18 protein-coding genes are annotated in these 17,654 nt (G+C 69.2%); 12 read left to right on the top strand and 6 right to left on the bottom strand.

Translation table 11 applies throughout. From position 1 onward, the window contains the following. Positions 1–147: 147 nt before the first annotated feature. From ACYU8V_RS11355 to ACYU8V_RS11335, 5 genes are read right to left on the bottom strand one after another with little or no spacing between them, the layout of a single operon-like run. Positions 148–369 carry a CDGSH iron-sulfur domain-containing protein gene (locus tag ACYU8V_RS11355; RefSeq protein ID WP_460847435.1) on the bottom strand — a complete coding sequence of 74 codons (222 nt, stop codon included), beginning with the start codon at positions 367–369 and terminating at the stop codon, positions 148–150. After that, entirely contained in the window at positions 366–1,322 is a 957-nt protein-coding gene (locus ACYU8V_RS11350) for an iron-containing redox enzyme family protein (protein WP_460847433.1), read from the bottom strand. Before ACYU8V_RS11350 ends, ACYU8V_RS11355 begins: the two co-directional genes overlap by 4 nt. Beyond that, a complete protein-coding gene (locus ACYU8V_RS11345; RefSeq protein WP_460847431.1) occupies positions 1,319–1,957 on the bottom strand; it encodes a hypothetical protein in 639 nt (212 codons plus the stop codon). The genes ACYU8V_RS11350 and ACYU8V_RS11345 overlap by 4 nt, the downstream gene beginning before the upstream one ends. Next, a complete protein-coding gene (locus ACYU8V_RS11340) occupies positions 1,954–3,183 on the bottom strand; it encodes an NRAMP family divalent metal transporter (protein WP_460847430.1) in 1,230 nt (409 codons plus the stop codon). Before ACYU8V_RS11340 ends, ACYU8V_RS11345 begins: the two co-directional genes overlap by 4 nt. Beyond that, the gene (locus tag ACYU8V_RS11335; protein WP_460847428.1) at positions 3,180–3,641 is read right to left on the bottom strand and encodes a hypothetical protein; all 462 of its coding nucleotides are present in this window, start codon (positions 3,639–3,641) and stop codon (positions 3,180–3,182) included. Before ACYU8V_RS11335 ends, ACYU8V_RS11340 begins: the two co-directional genes overlap by 4 nt. Before the next feature lie 44 nt (positions 3,642–3,685). On the opposite strand from ACYU8V_RS11335, the gene ACYU8V_RS11330 reads away from it, so the two are divergent. From ACYU8V_RS11330 to ACYU8V_RS11320, 3 genes are all read left to right on the top strand, one after another. Further along, positions 3,686–4,894, top strand: a complete 1,209-nt coding sequence (locus tag ACYU8V_RS11330) for an alpha/beta fold hydrolase (RefSeq protein ID WP_460847426.1) — start codon at positions 3,686–3,688, stop codon at positions 4,892–4,894. 173 nt (positions 4,895–5,067) lie between these two features. Beyond that, positions 5,068–5,841 carry a hypothetical protein gene (locus ACYU8V_RS11325; protein ID WP_460847425.1) on the top strand — a complete coding sequence of 258 codons (774 nt, stop codon included), beginning with the start codon at positions 5,068–5,070 and terminating at the stop codon, positions 5,839–5,841. Positions 5,842–5,954: 113 nt separating this feature from the next. Next, positions 5,955–6,308 (top strand): hypothetical protein, encoded by a 354-nt coding sequence (locus ACYU8V_RS11320; protein WP_460847424.1) that lies wholly within the window; start codon positions 5,955–5,957, stop codon positions 6,306–6,308. A 5-nt stretch (positions 6,309–6,313) separates the two neighbouring features. On the opposite strand, the gene ACYU8V_RS11315 is transcribed toward ACYU8V_RS11320, so the two are convergent. Beyond that, positions 6,314–6,913: a phosphatase PAP2 family protein gene (locus ACYU8V_RS11315; protein WP_460847423.1), complete on the bottom strand. Its 600-nt coding sequence runs from the start codon at positions 6,911–6,913 to the stop codon at positions 6,314–6,316. A 118-nt stretch (positions 6,914–7,031) separates the two neighbouring features. Here ACYU8V_RS11315 and ACYU8V_RS11310 point away from each other — a divergent pair, with 118 nt between their 5' ends. The 9 genes from ACYU8V_RS11310 to ACYU8V_RS11270 all read left to right on the top strand — a co-directional run bounded on the left by ACYU8V_RS11310 (position 7,032) and on the right by ACYU8V_RS11270 (position 17,477). Next, the gene (locus ACYU8V_RS11310) at positions 7,032–8,387 is read left to right on the top strand and encodes a pyridoxal phosphate-dependent decarboxylase family protein (RefSeq protein ID WP_460847422.1); all 1,356 of its coding nucleotides are present in this window, start codon (positions 7,032–7,034) and stop codon (positions 8,385–8,387) included. A 360-nt stretch (positions 8,388–8,747) separates the two neighbouring features. Then, positions 8,748–9,101, top strand: a complete 354-nt coding sequence (locus ACYU8V_RS11305; RefSeq protein WP_460847421.1) for a type II secretion system protein — start codon at positions 8,748–8,750, stop codon at positions 9,099–9,101. Between the two features lie 86 nt (positions 9,102–9,187). Beyond that, positions 9,188–10,291, top strand: a complete 1,104-nt coding sequence (locus tag ACYU8V_RS11300; protein ID WP_460847419.1) for a type IV pilus twitching motility protein PilT — start codon at positions 9,188–9,190, stop codon at positions 10,289–10,291. A 4-nt stretch (positions 10,292–10,295) separates the two neighbouring features. After that, positions 10,296–12,029, top strand: a complete 1,734-nt coding sequence (locus ACYU8V_RS11295; RefSeq protein ID WP_460847418.1) for a GspE/PulE family protein — start codon at positions 10,296–10,298, stop codon at positions 12,027–12,029. 1 nt (position 12,030) lies between these two features. Beyond that, the gene (locus ACYU8V_RS11290) at positions 12,031–13,236 is read left to right on the top strand and encodes a type II secretion system F family protein (RefSeq protein WP_460847416.1); all 1,206 of its coding nucleotides are present in this window, start codon (positions 12,031–12,033) and stop codon (positions 13,234–13,236) included. Continuing rightward, positions 13,236–13,733: a type II secretion system protein gene (locus ACYU8V_RS11285; protein ID WP_460847414.1), complete on the top strand. Its 498-nt coding sequence runs from the start codon at positions 13,236–13,238 to the stop codon at positions 13,731–13,733. The genes ACYU8V_RS11290 and ACYU8V_RS11285 overlap by 1 nt, the downstream gene beginning before the upstream one ends. Then, positions 13,733–14,422 (top strand): prepilin-type N-terminal cleavage/methylation domain-containing protein, encoded by a 690-nt coding sequence (locus ACYU8V_RS11280; protein WP_460847412.1) that lies wholly within the window; start codon positions 13,733–13,735, stop codon positions 14,420–14,422. Before ACYU8V_RS11285 ends, ACYU8V_RS11280 begins: the two co-directional genes overlap by 1 nt. Continuing rightward, positions 14,419–16,647, top strand: coding sequence for a hypothetical protein (locus ACYU8V_RS11275; RefSeq protein ID WP_460847410.1), 2,229 nt, complete (start codon positions 14,419–14,421; stop codon positions 16,645–16,647). Before ACYU8V_RS11280 ends, ACYU8V_RS11275 begins: the two co-directional genes overlap by 4 nt. Before the next feature lie 5 nt (positions 16,648–16,652). Next, positions 16,653–17,477 carry a prepilin peptidase gene (locus ACYU8V_RS11270; RefSeq protein WP_460847409.1) on the top strand — a complete coding sequence of 275 codons (825 nt, stop codon included), beginning with the start codon at positions 16,653–16,655 and terminating at the stop codon, positions 17,475–17,477. Positions 17,478–17,654: the final 177 nt, after the last annotated feature.

The following is a 17,654-nucleotide window of genomic DNA, read 5'->3' as shown; positions in this document are numbered from 1 at the left end:
TCCTCGGGTTCGGCGTAGACCCCGAGGACCACGGTGGAGAGCCCCGCGAGGATGCTTCGCGGGTGGTACGGGCTCGCGATGCTGTGGGGAGCGGTGGCCCGTCGCGCCGACTCTAGGGGCGATGCCTGCCCTCGGTTGACCGAATCATCATTCTGGGGCGTCCGCGGAAGTGCGGGTTGTGCCGTGGCCGGGCGCGACCTTGTGGGTGCCGTCGCACCAGGGCTTGCGCTGGCTCAGGTCGCACGCGCACAGCGCCACGACCGGCCGCTCCACGGCGTGTGTCCGGCCCTCCTCGTCGAGCACCTCGCTCGCTCCCCGGACCAGGACCGGGCCGCCGGCGACCGGCACCACCTGCACCGGCCTGCTCATCGCGCACCCCAGGAGTCGAGGAGCTGATCGGCGGCCAGTCCGTCGAGCGCCACGCAGGCCGCGGCCCCGAGGAGTACGTCGTCGCGCAGGCGCGGCTCCTCCGCGACCAGCGCACCGCAGATGTCGCGCGCGGCCAGCTGCTCGTGCACCGCGTCCGCCTCGACGTGCTCGTCGAAGTAGCGGACCACCCGCGCGTCGCAGCCGAGTCGCTCGGCCGCCTGGACGTAGCGCCGGCTCGGCAGCGAGCTCGTCATCTCGAACGCGGCCAGGTGTCCCATCGCGGCGCCCCGCAGCCGCCGGTGCAGCCCGAACATCGACATCGCGTTGTTGTGCGCGAGGACCTGCCACGAGGTGCGGTCGATGTAGGCGCCGTACGACGGGTCGAGGCCGGCCGCGTCGAGTGCCTCGGCGTACAGACGGCTGTGCAGGCGCTCGGGTACGCCGCCGCCGTACTCGTCGTACACGAGCTCGGCCAGCGCCACCTTGGCCCGCCCGCCCAGCCGCGGCAGCGCCCACGCGTGCGGATCGGACTCCTTGAGCGTGTAGACGCTGCGCTGGACGAGGTAGTCGCGGAACTGCTCCTCGTCCGCCTCGCGCTGGAGGTACGTCGCGAGCGCGCCCGGCTGGTCGCGGGTGAGGTGCTCGAGCTGCGCGACCAGGTCCTCGGAGGCCGCGGTGGCGTCCTTCACCTCGGTCGCGGTGAGCTCGCGCAGCCAGTGCTCGAGGTCGTCCTCGAGCGCGTTGCGCAGCCGGATCAGCTCGGGATCCCACTCCAGCCGGGGATCGACCTCGTCGAAGCCGCGGTAGTGCAGCTCGTGCAGCATCCACAGCGACAGGTGCCGGTCGTCGTCGCTCTCGGCCAGGTCCGGCGGAGGCGTGGCCCGGCCGGAGCCGGTGCCCACCAGGGAGACGAGCCCCTCGCTCAGCGCGCCGCGGGGTCGGGGGAGTCTCATCTGTTCTCCTGTCGTGGGTTCACCTCACCTGCGGACCAGTCGATGCTGACCTCGCTGACGTCGATCACCCGGGTGTGCCGGTGCCAGGCGCGGATCAGCTTCGCGACGACCCACGGGCCCTGGTCGTCGCGGCGCTCGTAGCCGAGGTACGACCCGGGTCCGCCGCGACCGACGACGAGCGCGCGCAGCAGGAACCGCCCGTCGACGGGCTCGAAGCGCGCGTCGATGACCTTCCCGCGCTCGCCGGTCATCCGCATGCCGGCGAGGTCGCCGAGCCGGAGCCGCTCCGGCCCGAGCTCGAGTACCCCGTCGCGGTCGACGCCGAGGTGGACTGCGCTGTCGACGTACTGCACCTTGTCCAGGGGGATCCGCCAGGGCCGGGTGCGGTTCGGCTCGGCGGGCTGGAGCTCGCCGTACCCCCGCACCAGGCGCTCGCCCACCCGGCCGCCGATCCGGTGCAGGAAGGCGCTCGCTCCGGTCAGCAGGGCGGTGATCTCGATGCCCTCGCCGAGGTCGGCCAGCTCGAGGTCGTCGACGTTGCCGGCCATCTTGCCGTCGGCGTCGACGATCTGGCGGTCCAGCAGGTGCAGGACGGCGTCGAAGGAGTCGGCGAGGCGGTTCTCGATGGCGGTCATCGGCCCATCCCCGTCCAGATCAGCAGCGGGATCGCCGCGACGGCCGCGATCAGGACGAACACCAGGGTGACGACGCCGAGGCCGTTCGCGACCCGGCCGTTGGTGTGCTCGCCCATGTAGTCGGGGTCGTTGGCGACGACCAGGATCGGGAAGTAGGTCAGCGGCAGCGCGACCGCCGAGAACACCACCGACAGCTCGGTGACCATGATCGGGTCGACGCCGGTGACGAGGACTCCCGCAGCGACCAGGGTCGCCAGGGCGACGACGACGTGGAAGAACATCGCCTGCGGCGGCCGGACGTACTTGCCCCACTGGGCGCCGATGTACTGACTGATGCTGTAGCCCACGCTCAGCCCGGTCTCGCACGCGGCGCCGAACGTGGCGGCCACGAACCCGACGATCGCGACGGCCACGCCGATCTTGCCCAGGGCCACCGCGATCGGGAGTCCGACCTGACCGAGGTCGTCGACGCTGACGCCGAGCGGTCCGAGCAGCACCCAGGCGACGCCCGCGATCGACACCGACAGCAGCGCACCGAGGGGGAAGCCGATGAACACGTTGGCCCGCATGACGCCGATGTCCTCGTCGGTCCAGCGCTCCTCGACGCCGCCGCTGGAGAAGAAGAACACCTCGTACGGCGTCATCGCCGCGCCGAACAGCGCCACCGCGTAGTAGGCGTACGTCGACCACAGCTCGTCGTGCGGCTTGGCGAGCGTCGCCGCCTGGTGGACCAGGCCGCCCCAGTCCGGGCCGAGCTGCCAGAGCGCGACCGCGAAGACGATGAGCGCCAGCCCCATCAGGCCGAAGGCGTTCTCGATGATGTTGAACTTCGCCCGCCACAGCACCAGCCACACCAGCAGCGCGATCAGCGGCGCGATGAGCACCTCCTGCACTGACGCGACCAGCTCCAACGACAGGGCGACACCGCCGATCTCGGCGATGAACGTCAGGAAGGTGACGAGCATCGAGGCGACCAGGTTGGTGAGCCCGAAGCGCGGCCCGAGGCGTTCGCGGACCAGGTCGAAGGTCGCCCGGCCGCTGACGGCGGCGACGCGGCCGGACATCTCCGCGAACACACAGATGCCGACGGTGCCGAGCAGGGTCGCCCAGACCAGGGAGAGCCCGAACCGCGCGCCCACCTGGGCGTTGGTGACGAGGTCCCCGATGTCGACGAAGCCGCCGATGGCGGTGAGGATGCCGAGCGCGACCTGCAGGTACTTCTTCACGGCTTGCCCCGCAGTCCGCCGAGATCGCTCTCGACCTTGTCCAGCGCCTTGGTCTGCTGGGCGAGCTGCTTCAGGAGCGACGGGTAGGACGCGCTGTGGTCGCGCACGACCGCGATCCGGACGTCGGCGAGCACGTCCCCGGCGTCGGAGAGCACGGACGTGACCTCGTGGTAGCGGGCGGTGTCGACGGGCGCGGGCTGCATCGCGCTGAAGGAGCTCGACTGCTTGCCGGCGTCGTCCTCGGCGGCGATGAGGGCGGCTCGCGCGTAGTTCCGCTGCAGGCGGCCGTCGGTCAGCTGCTGGACGACGAGGGTCGCCGTGGCGACCGCGGACGAGGTACCCGACACCGCGTAGTAGGCGTCGTCGCGCCACTCGGGGCGTTCGGGGCTGTTCGGCTCGCAGGCGGTGAGGAGGATCCCGACCGAGAGCACCGCCACCACCAGGGGAATTCGGCTCACAGGAGCGCGGTACCCGAGCGGAGGTTCGAGTAACGCTGACGGTCATGGCACCGCTGGGAGATCGGCCGAATCCGCCGCTCAGCGCCGGTCTCGGGTGCGACCATGGGGTCGACCCCCGCACAACCGAGCTCGAAGCGGAACGCACGATGTTGACCCCAGGCAAATTGGACCGACTCGATCCTCCGCAGGTCCGCTATGCGCGCTCCGGCGACCTGTCGATCGCCTGGCAGGAGTGGGGATCGGGCGAGGCGACGATCCTGGCCATCCCGCCCCTGGCGCAGAACATCGAGGTGATGTGGGAGCAGCGTGCGTTCTCCCGTCCCCTGCGTCGCTTCGGGGCGTTCGCCCGGCTCGTGCAGTTCGACAAGCGGGGGACCGGCTTGTCTGACCCGGTCAGGGACCCGGTCGGAGTCGACCAGCGCATGGAGGACATCCTCGCCGTGATGGATGCCGCCGGGATCGAGCGCGCCTTCCTCATGGGTCTCTCCGAGGGCGGCCCGATGTCGCTGCTGTTCGCTGCCGAGCACCCGGAGCGGGTCGCGGGCCTGATCCTCGTCGCGACCGGCGCAGGTGACTGGTTCAACGGCCCGGTCCTCGGTGAGTTCGAGGACGGCCTTCCTCCGGCGCACACCGTCCCCGACCGCATCCGGTTCTGGGAGGCCATGATCGAATCCTGGGGCGCCGGGGACGGCCGCGTCATCGCCGAATTCGCACCCTGCATGGCGAGCGACGCGCAGTTCCAGGCGTGGGCGCCCCGCTACCAGCGTTCGGCGGCAAGCCCGGCCATGTTCCGCCAGCTGGTGGAGATGGTCGCGATGCTGGACGTCAGCGCCCGGCTGCCCGAGATCGGCTGCCCGGCGCTGGTCATCCACGACCGAGGGGACCGTGTCATCCATGCGTCGAACGGCCGTGCGCTGGCGGCCCGCCTGAGGGACGCGCGGTACGTCGAGTACCCCGGCAACAACCACTTCGCCTGGCTCGGGCCGTACGTCGATGCCGCCATCGACGAGATCGCGACGTTCGTGACGGGTGAGGCACCGGCGGACCGCGCCGGACCCGTGGATCGTTGGGCCACGCTCACTCCGGCCGAGCGGCGCGTCGTCGCCTTCGCGCGCCAGGGATTGAGCAACGGACAGATCGCCACGACGCTGGTGGTGTCGAAGCGGACGGTCGAGAACCAGATCCGATCGGCGTACCAGAAGCTCGGCGTCTCCTCCCGTTTGGAGCTCCTCATGCTGGCCCCGGAGACGTGAGTCGAGCTGTCTAGCCCGGCCGGGTTTTGAGTGTGCACACGCATGCGCGTCCCGCTCCCGCCGTTCTAATCTCGGACCACGGGTCGGCTCGGCGTCCGGTGTCGTCCGATCCCCACGACCGGTCGGCCTCCTCCTCGGGACATCCACGATCCAACGAGCCTTCTGGAGCCCACATGTCCATGCTTCGTCGCGCCCTCACGACGGCGGCCGCGGCCGCCCTTGCCGTAGGAGTCGCATCCCCGGCCCTGGCTGCTGACACCACTCCTCCGACCGGCACCTACGTGGTCGACCACACGCACGGCTACGTCGGCGCCGCCGTCAGCGCCGTGGCGATCAACGTGACGAGGACGGCGGTCAGCGATGACACGTCGACCGCCGCGAACATCACCCAGGAGATCGATCCGGGCGACGGCTCCGGCTACGTGGCGTGGGGTGCGACGGCGACCCACGAGCTCGACTACCACGCGGCCGGCACCTATCACCCGATGGTGCGGCTGACGGATGAGGCGGGCAACCCCGCGGTCATCGCGCTGCCGACGATCACCGTCACCTCCGACTCGACGAAGCCGACGATCCACATCTCCAAGCCGGCACTGGCGATGCGACCGCACGTCAGCGCGTGGCAGGTCGTGCACGGCACCGCCCACGACACGGGCAGCGGCGTCGGGATGGTCATCGTGGTCGTGCTCGAGCGCCGCGCCGGGATCTGGTACGGCTACGACTACTCGACCCGCAAGTGGTCCAAGGGCTTCGCCGACCTGCAGAAGACGCTGACGACCACCGACGTCTGGCCCGCGTTCCCCAAGGTGTCCTCGACGGGCGCGTGGAAGGCGCCGAAGATCGCCGGTCTCCGCAAGGGCACCCTCCTCATCCAGGCCCACGCCTTCGACAAGGTCGGCAACATGTCGGCGCAGGCCAAGGTCAGCCAGCTGTTGACGAAGCTGTAGTCCCCCGACCTCGACGATCGGGACGAGACGTCCCGGCGGCGGCGGACTATGGGGGCCGCCGCCCCCGGGAGTTGTCTGAACACCCATTCCTCACCACCATCCTGGAGAACGCCATGAAGTCCGACCTCATCACCACGCTCGGGACCGCAGCGGCTGCTTACGGCGCGTTCGGTGTCGCTGCGCCCAAGGCTCTGACCGCCGTCTACGGCATGCAGTCCGAGTCCGAGACCTTCACGTTCATGAGCCGGCTTTGGTCCAGTAGGAACGCGGCTCTCGGCGCACTGGCGCTGACCAGCACCCCCGGCGCGCGCCGGAGCTTCACCGCGGCCATGGTGGCAATGAACGGCCTCGACGCCGTGGTCGCCCTGACCAGCCGTGACCTGCCGGCTCGCACCCGGTTGATGGCTGCCGCGACCTCGGCCGTCTTCGCCCTCGGCTCGGCCGCGGTGCTCGCCACCGACCACTGATCGGTTCAGCGCACGAGCACCCGCAGCGGGCTCTGACCGAGCCGCTCGACGATGCGGACGAGGAGCGGTCGCACGACGGCGTACGACGCCAGCGCGAAGCCGGCACCGATCGCGAGACCGGCGACGACGTCGAGCGGCCAGTGCGCGCCGACGTACACGCGGGTGAGGGCCATGAGGGCCGCGAGGGCCGCGGTGATCAGCCCGAGGCGGCGGTTCGCGAGGAGCACGCCGACGGCGGCGGCTCCGGCCATCACCGAGTGGTCGCTGGGGAAGGAGAAGTCGGTGGAGCGCGCGACGAGCGTCAGCGCGTGCGGGAAGACCGTGTACGGCCGGGTCTCGGCGACCGAGCGCGAGATCGGCTGGTTGAGCCCGACCGCCACCAGTACGCCGAACGGCGCCCAGAGGGCCGCGGCCACGTGACGCGGGTCGCCGTCGCGGCGGGCCAGCAGCCAGGACACCAGCAGCAGCGCGGCGAACACGGCGACGCCGTACTGCGCGAAGAGGCGGGCCGGGCCGTGCAGCCAGGCGGTGTGGATCGCGAACCGGTTGACGTCGCGGAACCAGCCCTCCTGGGTGGGGCCCCACAGCACGGTCAGATCCGACATGCGTCGACCGTAGGGAGCCGCGGGTGAAGGCACCATGAAAGGCGGAGTCTCGGATCCGAGAGGGTTTCGGGTGGTCGTGAGCGTGGTCGGTTCACCGCAGCCACCTAGAGTCGGGCGCGTGCATGTGTACGACGACGCCGTCGAGGCGCTGGTCCGTGAGCTGATGCGGATGTCCCACGAGCGGCTGGAGATGGCCGCCCCGCTGGACGTCACGCGCACGCCCGAGGACCTGCTCAGCGAGGTCGGGCAGACGATCACGCCCCGCGGCATGGGCGGCGAGGCGGCGCGGCTGTGGGAGCAGACGCTCGGCCCGGCCTGCCTGTCGGTGGACCACCCGCGCTACCTGTCCTTCATCCCTGGCGCGCCCAGCAAGGCGGCGGCGGCCTTCGACATGCTCGTCGGCGCCTCCTCGGTGTACGCCGGCTCCTGGCTCGAGGGCTCCGGCACCGTGTTCGCCGAGAACCAGGCGCTGCGCTGGGTCGCGGACCTGGTCGGGCTGCCGGCCGAGGCCGGGGGAGTGTTCGTCCAGGGCGGCACGATCGGCAACCTGTCGGCGCTGGTGGCGGCCCGCTCGGCGGCCCAGCACAAGCGCGGCTCGCGCCCGCCGCGGTGGGCGGTGCTGCTGACCGACGAGACGCACTCGTCGGTGAAGCACGCGCTGGAGTCGGTGATGGACGTCGACGTCGTGCTCCTGCCGGGTGACCGTCGCGGCCGGCTGACCGGCGACGTCGTACGGGCCTGGGTGGCGGGTGCCACGAAGGCCGAGCTCGACGCCGTCTTCGCGATCGTCGGCACGGCCGGGACGACCAACCTCGGTGTGGTCGACGACCTCGCGGGTCTCGCGGACGTCGCCGAGGAGCACGGTTGGTGGTTCCACGTCGACGGCGCGTACGGCGGTGCCGGGCTGGCCGCCCCCTCGGTGCGGCACCTCTATGCGGGTGTCGAGCGTGCCGACTCGTTCATCGTCGACCCGCACAAGTGGCTGTTCGCGCCGTACGACTGTTGCGCGCTGCTCTACCGCGACCCCGTCCTGGCGCGCGCCGCCCACACCCAGCGCGCGGGCTACCTGGACCCGGTGACGGTCGAGGGGGAGTGGAACCCGAGCGACTTCGCGATCCAGCTCACCCGCCGCGGCCGCGGTCTGCCGTTCTGGTTCTCGCTCGCCGTCAACGGCACCGATGCGTACGCCGCCGCGGTGGAGCGCACCCTCGAGGTGACCCGCGCGGGCCGGGACCTGATCGAGCAGGCCCCGCACCTGCGGCTGCTCGTCGAGCCGGACCTCTCGGTCCTCATCTTCCAGCGCACCGGCTGGAGCGACGCCGACTACGCCGCGTGGAGCAAGCGCCTGCTGGACGACCAGTTCGCCTTCGTCACCCCGACCAAGCACCACGGCCAGACCTGCACCCGCTTCGCCATCGTCAACCCGCTGACGACCCCCGAGGACCTCGCGGCGATCATCGCCACCATGGAGTGACGCCTCGTCGCTCGTCGAGTAGCCCGAGCCGCCCCGTCGGTGGTTGAGTAGCCCGGAGCGAGGAACGAGCGAAGGGCGTATCGAAACCCCGCCGAACACCGCGTGGCAACGTCCCCCATTCCGCCGTCGCAGCGCCCGGATCTTGCACTTGGATGCAAGGTCCAAGGCCCCTCCACGCGGGGGCGTTTTCGTTGGATGTGCAAGCGCCGGCGCTAAGCACCAAACGTCCTCAAATACCGAAAAATCCAGCATTGTAAAGAAATCAGGATTCTGCTACGCGGCCCGATCGTCGCTGTCAGTGTTCCCCTTGAAATCTCGGGAAGCACCGTCCTTCCAAACACCTCCCAGGGGGAATCCCAAATGCTTCGTGCTCTTCAGAACCAGCGCCGTCGTTCCGCTGACGCCGGCTTCACCCTCATCGAGCTCCTGATCGTCATCGTGATCCTCGGCGTGCTCGCCGCGATCGTCGTGTTCTCGGTCTCCAAGATCGTTCCCAAGAGCGAGACCGCCGCGTGCCAGTCGGTCGTCGCCGAGGTCGACACCGCGTACGAGGCGTACGTCGCCGATGGCCACGGCAGCGCGACGACCGCCGGTACCGCGCTCAGCGCCTTGGCTCCGTACTTCCACAACGGCGACACCCCTTCGGAGGCGGGTTCCGCCAACCCGCTGACGCCGGCCAGCACGGTTGCGGCCGTCGACGGGATCACCTGCTGATCCAGCTCGACCTCCGGGAGGGCCGTCGGCTCACGGCGGCCCTCCTTGGCCGTACCAAGATCGTTTCGTCTGTTTGAGGGGGCCTCATGCACGCGCATCTGCACCAGATCGGTGCCGACGTCGACCACCTGCTCGACGTGCTCTGGCAGGCCAAGGGCACCGACCTGCTGCTGACCGCCGGTCTGCCGCCGATGATCCGGGTGGACGGCGAGCTCCGTCCGGTCGCGGACGCGCGCGTGCTCACAGGCGACGACACCGAGGGCCTGCTGGGCCAGGTCCTCACCCCTGAGCAGGCGAGCCACTGGGAGGAGGCGCACGAGTACGACTTCTCCTTCTCCTGGCACGAGCACGCCCGCATCCGTGGCAATGCCTTCACCCAGCGCGGCCTCACAGCCGTCGCGCTGCGGATGATCCCCCGCGTCATCCCGAGCCCGGACCAGCTCGGGCTCCCCGCCGCTCTCCGCGAGCTGTCGCTGCGCCACCAGGGCCTGATCCTGATGACCGGCCCGACCGGCTCCGGAAAGTCGACGACGCTTGCGTCGCTCATCGACCACATCAACACCAATCGTGGCGCGCACATCATCACCATCGAGGACCCGATCGAGTACGTCCACGATCACAAGATGTCCGCCGTCAACCAGCGCGAGGTCGGCACCGACACCGGATCCTTCAATAAGGCGCTCCGGTCGGTCCTCCGTGAGGACCCCGACGTCCTGCTGGTCGGTGAGATGCGCGACCTGGAGTCGATCCAGTTCGCCCTCACCGTCGCTGAGACCGGCCACCTCGTCTTCGCCACGTTGCACACCAACGACACCGCCCAGTCCATCGGCCGGATGATCGACGTGTTCCCCGCCGAGCAGCAGGCGCAGATCCGGGTCCAGCTCGCTGCTGCGCTGAGCTGCGTCGTGTACCAGCGGCTGATCCCGCGGATCGGGGGCGGCATGGTGGCCGCCTATGAGGTGCTGACCGCCACGCCGGCGGTGCGCAACCTGATTAAGGAGGGCAAGACCCACCAGCTGCGCAACTCGGTGGTCACCGGCGCGCAGGACGGCATGGTCACTCTCGAGCAGACGCTCTCGCAGCTCGTGCAGCAGGAGGTCATCACCTACGAAGACGCGTCCGCTCGCAGCCTGTACCCGAAGGACATCGACGTCCGACCGCGATTCGCAGCGCCCGTCGCAGCGAGGTGACACGATGAGGTTCAAGGGACGCCACCGCGAGGAAGCGCCGGCCGACGAGTCGCGGGCCGACGCCGACGACAGGCTCGCGCGGGCTCTGGTCGCCGCACGCAAGCTCGAGCCGTACCAGTTGGACGCCGTGCGCAACGGCCCGGGCGTCGGCACCCTCGCCGAGAAGCTGATCGCTGCCGGAACGATCAGCGATGAGGACCTGGCCGCGACGCTTGCCGCGGCGCACGGCTGCAGCCTGGTCGACTTCCGCACCAGCGACCCCGATCCGGCCGCGGTCGCGCTGCTCCCGCGCGACCGCGCCCTCGCCTTGCGGGCACTGCCCATGTCGGCGACCGACGACGAGGTCATCGTCGCGGTGGTCGACCCGTCCCCTGAGCACGTGGCGGACATCGCGGCGGCGATCGGACGCACGGTGCGTCCGGCGGTTGCCACGCATCGGTCGCTGGACCGCATCCTCGACTCGGAGTACCGCGCGACTGCCGAGGTGGGCACCCACCTCCAGGCATTCGAGGCCCGCGACGTCCTGCGCCGGGAGGCGAGCCAGCTCGAGACCGCCCAGGTCAACGAGGATGCCCCGGTCGTCCAGGTGGTGCAGAAGATCATCACCCAGGGCCTGCGCGACCGCGCCTCCGACATCCACGTCGAGCCGTCCGGTGATCGGGTCCGGATCCGCTACCGCATTGACGGTGCGCTTTCCGACGTCCTCGATCTCCCGGGCTCCATCGGACCCGCGATCGTGAGCCGGGTGAAGATTCTCGGCGGGATGAACATCGTCGAGCGACGCCGACCGCAGGACGGCCAGATCTCCATGGCCATCGAGGGCCGCGAGGTGGACATCCGGGTCGCCACGACGGCCGTGGTGGGTGGCGAGAAGGTCGTGATGCGGCTGTTGGACAAGAGCCGACCGCTGTTCCAGCTGGCCCAGCTCGGCATGCCCTCGGATACGGCCGACCGCTACCGGAAGCTGATCCACCAGCCCTACGGGATGATCATCTGCGCAGGGCCGACCGGCGGTGGCAAGACCACCACGCTGTACGCGTCCCTCGGCGAGCTCGACACCGTCGACCGCAACATCATGACGATCGAGGACCCGGTCGAGTACACCTTCGACTCGATCAACCAGATCCAGATCAACGAGCAGGCCGGCATCACCTTCGCCGGCGGCCTCAAGTCCATCCTGCGCCAGGACCCGGACGTGATCCTGGTCGGTGAGATCCGTGATGTCGACACCGCCCGGATCGCCGTCCAGTCGGCGCTCACCGGACACATGGTCCTGTCGTCGCTGCACGCCACGGAGTCTGTCTCGGCGCTCTACCGCCTTCTGGACATGGGCATCGAGGCCTTCCTCGTGGCGTCCTCGGTGAGCGCGGTGGTCGCCCAGCGTCTGGTCCGGCGCAGCTGCACGAACTGCCTGGAGCGCTACCACCCGACCGCCGACGAGCTGGGCTTCCTACAGAGCCTGGGCGCCCAGGAGCCAGCCCTCGGATTCGTGCATGGCGCCGGTTGCCATTTCTGTGCGCACACTGGCTACCTGGACCGGGTCGGCGTCTACGAGCTGTTGACCGTCAGCGATGAAGTACGGGAGTTGATCGTGGAGCGCGCGCCCCAGGACGACATGCGCAAGCTGGCGCGCAGCCAGGGCATGCGCACCCTTCAGGAGCAGGGCGCCCGCTTGGTCACTGACGGGATCACCACCCCGGCCGAGGTCATGCGCTCGATCTACGTGGCAGGAGTCTGAGATGCCCAAGTACGCCTACTCTGGTGTCGCTCTCGACGGCAGCCCGGTTAAGGGGACGCAGAAGGCAGGGAGCCGTGGCGACGCCGAGGTCGAGCTCTACGGTCGCGACCTCCGCGACCTCAAGGTCACCGAGAAGAAGAGCATCCTGCAGTACGAGATCTCCGGCCCGCGGATCAAGCGGGAGGAGGTCATGCACCTCTCCCGCCAGATCGCGGCTTTTCTCCGCGCCGGACTGCCGATCCTCGACGCGGTGCACGCGATCGGCGCCGAGAGCGAGAACTCCTCCGTCCGCCGGATGATGAACGACATCGAGGACGGTCTTCGCGGCGGCGAGCGCTTCTCGGATTGCCTCGATGCCTACCCGAAGGTGTTCCCGGAGTTCTACCGCGGCATCGTCCGTTCCGCCGAGCTGACCGGTGAGCTCGACACGGTGCTGGCGCGGCTGTCAACGTACATCGAGCGCGACCTGGCTGCGCGTCGCAAGATCAAGTCGGCCGCGATGTACCCGCTGGTCGTCGCGGGCATGTCCGTCGTCACGATCCTGGTGCTGGCGATCTACGTCCTGCCGAAGTTCAAGGACTTCTTCGCCAGTCTGGACGCGAAGCTCCCTCTGCCGACCCGGATGCTGATGGGCTTCACGAGCTTCCTCGGGCACTGGTGGTGGGCAATCCTCGCGGGGTTCGGTGCGCTCGCACTGATCTACGTCCTCGTGACCCGCTTCGAGCAGGGCAGGTACGCGCGTGACGCCTTCCTGCTCAAGATCCCGGTCGTCGGGGAGACGATCCAATATGCGCTGGTGGAGCGGTTCTGCCGGGTGCTGTCCTCGATGGTGTCCGCCGGCGTGAACCTCACCGAGTCGCTCCAAGTCACCACGGATGCCTTGCGGAACAGAGTCTTCATCCGGCGGCTCAACGGCGTCGCCGAGCAGATGCTCGAGGGACAGGGCATCGCCGGGCCGCTCGCCCGCACCCAGCTGTTCCCCGGCACGGCCACGTCGATGCTGCGCGTCGGTGAGGAAACGGGTTCGCTGGACAACCAGCTCGAGGTCACGGCGGAGTACTACGAGGTCGAGCTCGACTACAAGATCGCCAAGCTCACGGCGCTCTTCGAGCCGGCGGTCATCATCGTCATGGGTCTGATCGTCGGGTTCGTCGCCGTGGCGCTCGTCTCCGCGATGTACGGCATCTTCAACCAGGTGAAGGTCTGATGCAGCGACGTCGGGGGGAGCGGAGGCATCGCTGGCGAGGGAACGACCGCGGGGAGACCCTCGTCGAGGTGCTCGCTGCCGTCGCCGTGCTCGGCATCGCAGGAGTCGCCGTGCTGGCCGGCTTGATGCTGGCCATCAAGGCGTCGGACATCCATCGTAAGCAGACCTCGGGGAGCGCCTACGTCCGCAGCTTCGCCGAGGCGATCCAGAGCTACGTCGCCTCGGGCAACTACAAGCCGTGCGGCAGCGCGGGCACCAACGCCTACAAGGTCAGCGCCGTCACCGACGTGCTCAACCTCCCGTCGGGATACACCGCGACCCAGGGCGCCGCCAAGAGCCTGAACCAGGCGGGCGGCACCGGCGCCTGTGCGGTGGCCGCGGACGACACCGGCCTCGAGCAGCTCACCCTCCACGTCGCGAGCACCGACGGCAAGGCGAACGAGTCAGTGGTCATCGTGCTGCGCAAGCCGTGCGCGTCGGGGCAGGGGGCGTGCTGATGAACGCGTCCAAGCGGCTCCGCTCAGGTGATGAGGGATTCACTCTCATCGAGATGGTGATCACCGTCGCGATGGTCGGTCTGATCATGGTCGCCCTCACGGGCGTGGTGATCAGCTACCTGAAGACGACGGTCAGCACCTCGGCCCGGCTCACCGAGTCGCACGACGTCCAGTTCGCCGCCGTCTACTGGTCCAGGGACGTGGCGAGCATCGGCGTCCGTTCAGCGACCTATGACAACGGCAGCGCCCACACCTTTCCTCTGCTCCAGTCGGTCTCCGTCGCGCCCGACACCGGGGTCTCGTCGGGTTGTGGCCTGCCGAGCGGTGCGACCAAGGTGGTCACCCTCGCTGGGAGCCAGTACACCTCCCTGGACTCCTCGCAGACACCGACGACGGTCACCGTCACGTATGCCACCGAGGGCTCGTCGGCTCCTTACACGCTCATCCGCAGGCGGTGCGTCGGCGGGGCTACCGACTCGACGATCACCGTGGCCGACAACCTGACCTCGGTGCCGACCGTGGGGTGCCCGGACACGAGCACGCCGCCGAACTACACAGCGGCGAAGTGCAACACGTCCGGATCGTCGGTGCCGGACGTCGTGCGGATGGTGCTTACGTCGAGCGACCCGAACAACAACGACGGCACGACCTACTCGGCCGCGCTGACCGGAGAACGGAGAGAGTCATGATCCGGTGGGCCAAGCGCCGGTTCGTCGCCAGGCGCGACGAGGGCGCGATCCTCGTCTTCGCGCTGATCGTGGTCACCGCGGTGGCCCTCGTGGTCGGCACTATCCTGACGCGTGGTCAGGGAAGCCTGATGGCCACGGTGTCGCTGCGCTCGGCTGCGGCGTCGCCCTATGCGGCCGACGCGGCCGCGAACGTCGTCCTCAACGACCTGCGCACGGGGACGTGGCTCGGCTCGGCCGCCAAGACCTCGCCGACCTGGGGCTACGACAACAACGCCTTCGACGGCTGCTTCGGACGCGACGCGGTGGGTGTCAGCGGCGACACCACCCCTGTGTCCACGGTGACGTTGAGCAACGTGTATCCGGCGAGCGGATCACAGACGACCCCGACCTCGGCGTACGTCGTCTGCACACCTGAGAACGCCACGGGCGAGCAGGGCACGCCGGTCGCCATCAACAACAGCAACAAGCCCGGCAACGCGATCCTGACGCTGGGAACGAGCAGCGGAGAGACCGGCTTCACGTTCAAGACCAACGGCTCCGGCGGCGCGTTCCGCGTCAAAGGCGGCGTGTGGTCGAATTCGACGATCGCCCAGTCCCAGAATGGCAACCTCGAGTCGACGACGTACATTCGCGCGCACTCGGGGTGCTCCCCGCTGTCCGCGATGTCGGCACCGATCGTCGACTGCGGCGCCGCGACGGTCACCGACCCCGGACTCCTGGCCCAGACGGCAACGCAGTACCAGAACGACATCACCCATGACGGCTTGGCATTCCCGACGCTGCAGACGGTGCCGGCCAACTGCAACTCCGGGACTGTCACGCTCTCGCAGGGCTACTACGACGACGTCACCAATCTCAACGCCCTGACTTCGGCGGGTGGCGGCAACTGCTTCATCCACTTCAACCCCGGCGACTACTACTTCGACTTCCACAACAACTCGGCGGACCCGCTGTTCCAGTCGGCGATCGCACCCAACACGGGCGACGTCTGGAACATCAACTCCGGGACGGTCGTCGGCGGCACCTTGACGACCGACACCACGATCCCCGGCCGTTGCGTCAGCCCGATCGACAGCGCCGTTCAGAACCAGGGCGTTCAGTTCATCATGGGCGGCGACAGCCGCATCTCGGTGGACAAAGGTGCCCAGGTCGAGCTGTGCGGTAACTACCACCCGGACCGTCCGCCGATCGCGGTCTACGGTCAGTCGACCGGAAGCAACCCCTCACTGACGACGCCGTCGGCCATCACCATCTCGAACGCCTCGCCCGCGCCGACGGTCTCCCCGGCCAACAGTTGGATCCACGGCACCACCGGGAGCGCGGCCCCCACGGCAGCGGACATCGTCACCAACGGTGACGGCAACGTCACGACCTTCAAGAGGTCAGGTGGCACCAGCACCGCGACCATCACCGAGAGTGGATTCACCCCGGGGACCAACATCCCCGCCGGTGCGATCCTGACCGGGATGAGCGTCAAGGTCGGTTACAGCGAGACCAACGGTTCGGCCGCGAGCTTGGTCGTCACACCGAAGAGCTCAGCCGGGACGGGTTCGGCGATCAACGGTTTCACCCTGCCTGGGACGACGCCGGCGACGCAGCCCTACCTCGCCGACCTCCCGACGATCAGTGCGGGAAACTTCGGCACGCTGCAGAAGTACGTCCACGACAACGGCCTCACCGGGATGAGCATCGGGTTCGCCGCCGGCCCGAAGAACAACGGTGACACCACCACCCTGGACAGCCTCAACACCGTCACCCTGAAGTACTACGTGCCGCAGATCCGCGGCGAGACGACGACCACGATCCCCTCCAACACGGTCGCGACGGTGGGCGGTTCGCCCGTCGTCCAGGCGCAGGGCAACACCACGGTCTTCTACACCCAGGGCACGACCTACGTGCCGCAGGCATCGATGTACCTGTCACTCAACAACATCTCCGAGTCGGTCTTCCGCTTCGGCGTCATCGCGCGATCGTTGCAGGTCTTCGAGACGGGATCCTTCGCCTTCACGGGTCCCGTGATCGAGCTCCCGGACGACTCGCCCGGGTGGGGCACGCAGAGCACGCTGGTGCAGCTCAAGGTCTACCTGTGCCCCGGCAGCTCGACCTGCTCGGACACGACGGGGACGAAGGCCCTGACCGTACGCGCCCAGATCTGGGACCCGACGGCCGTGGTCAACCCGCCCGCTCGTGAGGTGAACATCCTGAGCTGGAGCAGAAGCAGCTGAGTGCCATGCCTCTCGGGTTGATCGTCGGCTTCGCCGCACTGCTGGGACTGGTGATCGGGTCCTTCCTCAACGTGGTGATCCACCGCGTGCCGAGGGGGGAGTCGATCGTCAGCCCGCCGTCGGCGTGCCCGCGGTGCGGGCACGAGATCCGCAACCGGCACAACATCCCGGTGCTGGGATGGCTGATCCTGCGGGGGAGGTGCGCGGACTGCGGGGAGCCGATCAGCGCGCGGTACCCGCTGGTCGAGCTCGGGACGGCCGTCCTGTTCGGGCTCGTCGCCTGGCGGATCGCCGCCCTCGACACACCCTCGCCGACCTCGACGTACGCGACCGACGACGGGCACCTCGGGTGGGGTGCGCTGGCGGCGTACCTCGTCTTCGCGGCGATCGGGGTGGCGCTGGCGGGCATCGACCTGGACGTACGCCGGCTCCCCGACGTGATCGTGCTGCCGGCGTACCCGGTCCTCGGGCTGCTGCTGCTCATCGACCACGAGCGGCACGCGCTGCTGCGGGCGGCCGAGGGCGGCGCGGCGCTGTGGGCGTTCTTCTTCATCGTGTGGCTGATCGCGCCCGGCGGCATGGGCTACGGCGACGTGAAGCTCTCCGGGATCGTCGGCGCGATGACGGCGTACCTGTCGTGGGGGACGCTGCTGGTCGGCGCGTTCGGCGGGTTCCTGCTCGGCGCCGTCGTGGGCGTGCTGCTGATGGCGGTCCAGAAGGCCGGTCGCAAGAGCGCGGTGCCGTTCGGGCCGTTCATGATCCTCGGTGCCCTCATGGCGATCCTGGGGGCCGGGTACCTCGGGGACTCCTACCTCAGCCTGCTGGGCTGACCGCGGCCGCCGGTGCCTCGCGGGGCGCTAGGGGGGACACCCCGCGAGGCTTGCGGTTGATCGAGCTCAGCTGATTCCGAAGCAGACCAGGCACGACTGCGGGTCGTGCTGGATGTTGCTGCGGTGCAGACGGTTGGCGTAGCCGATCAGGTCGTCCAGGGCCCTCTCAGACTCTGC

Source organism: Nocardioides ultimimeridianus, assembly GCF_054777895.1.
The sequence above is the reverse complement of the archived record's forward strand: the minus strand, read 5'-3'. Positions and strand labels throughout refer to the sequence as shown.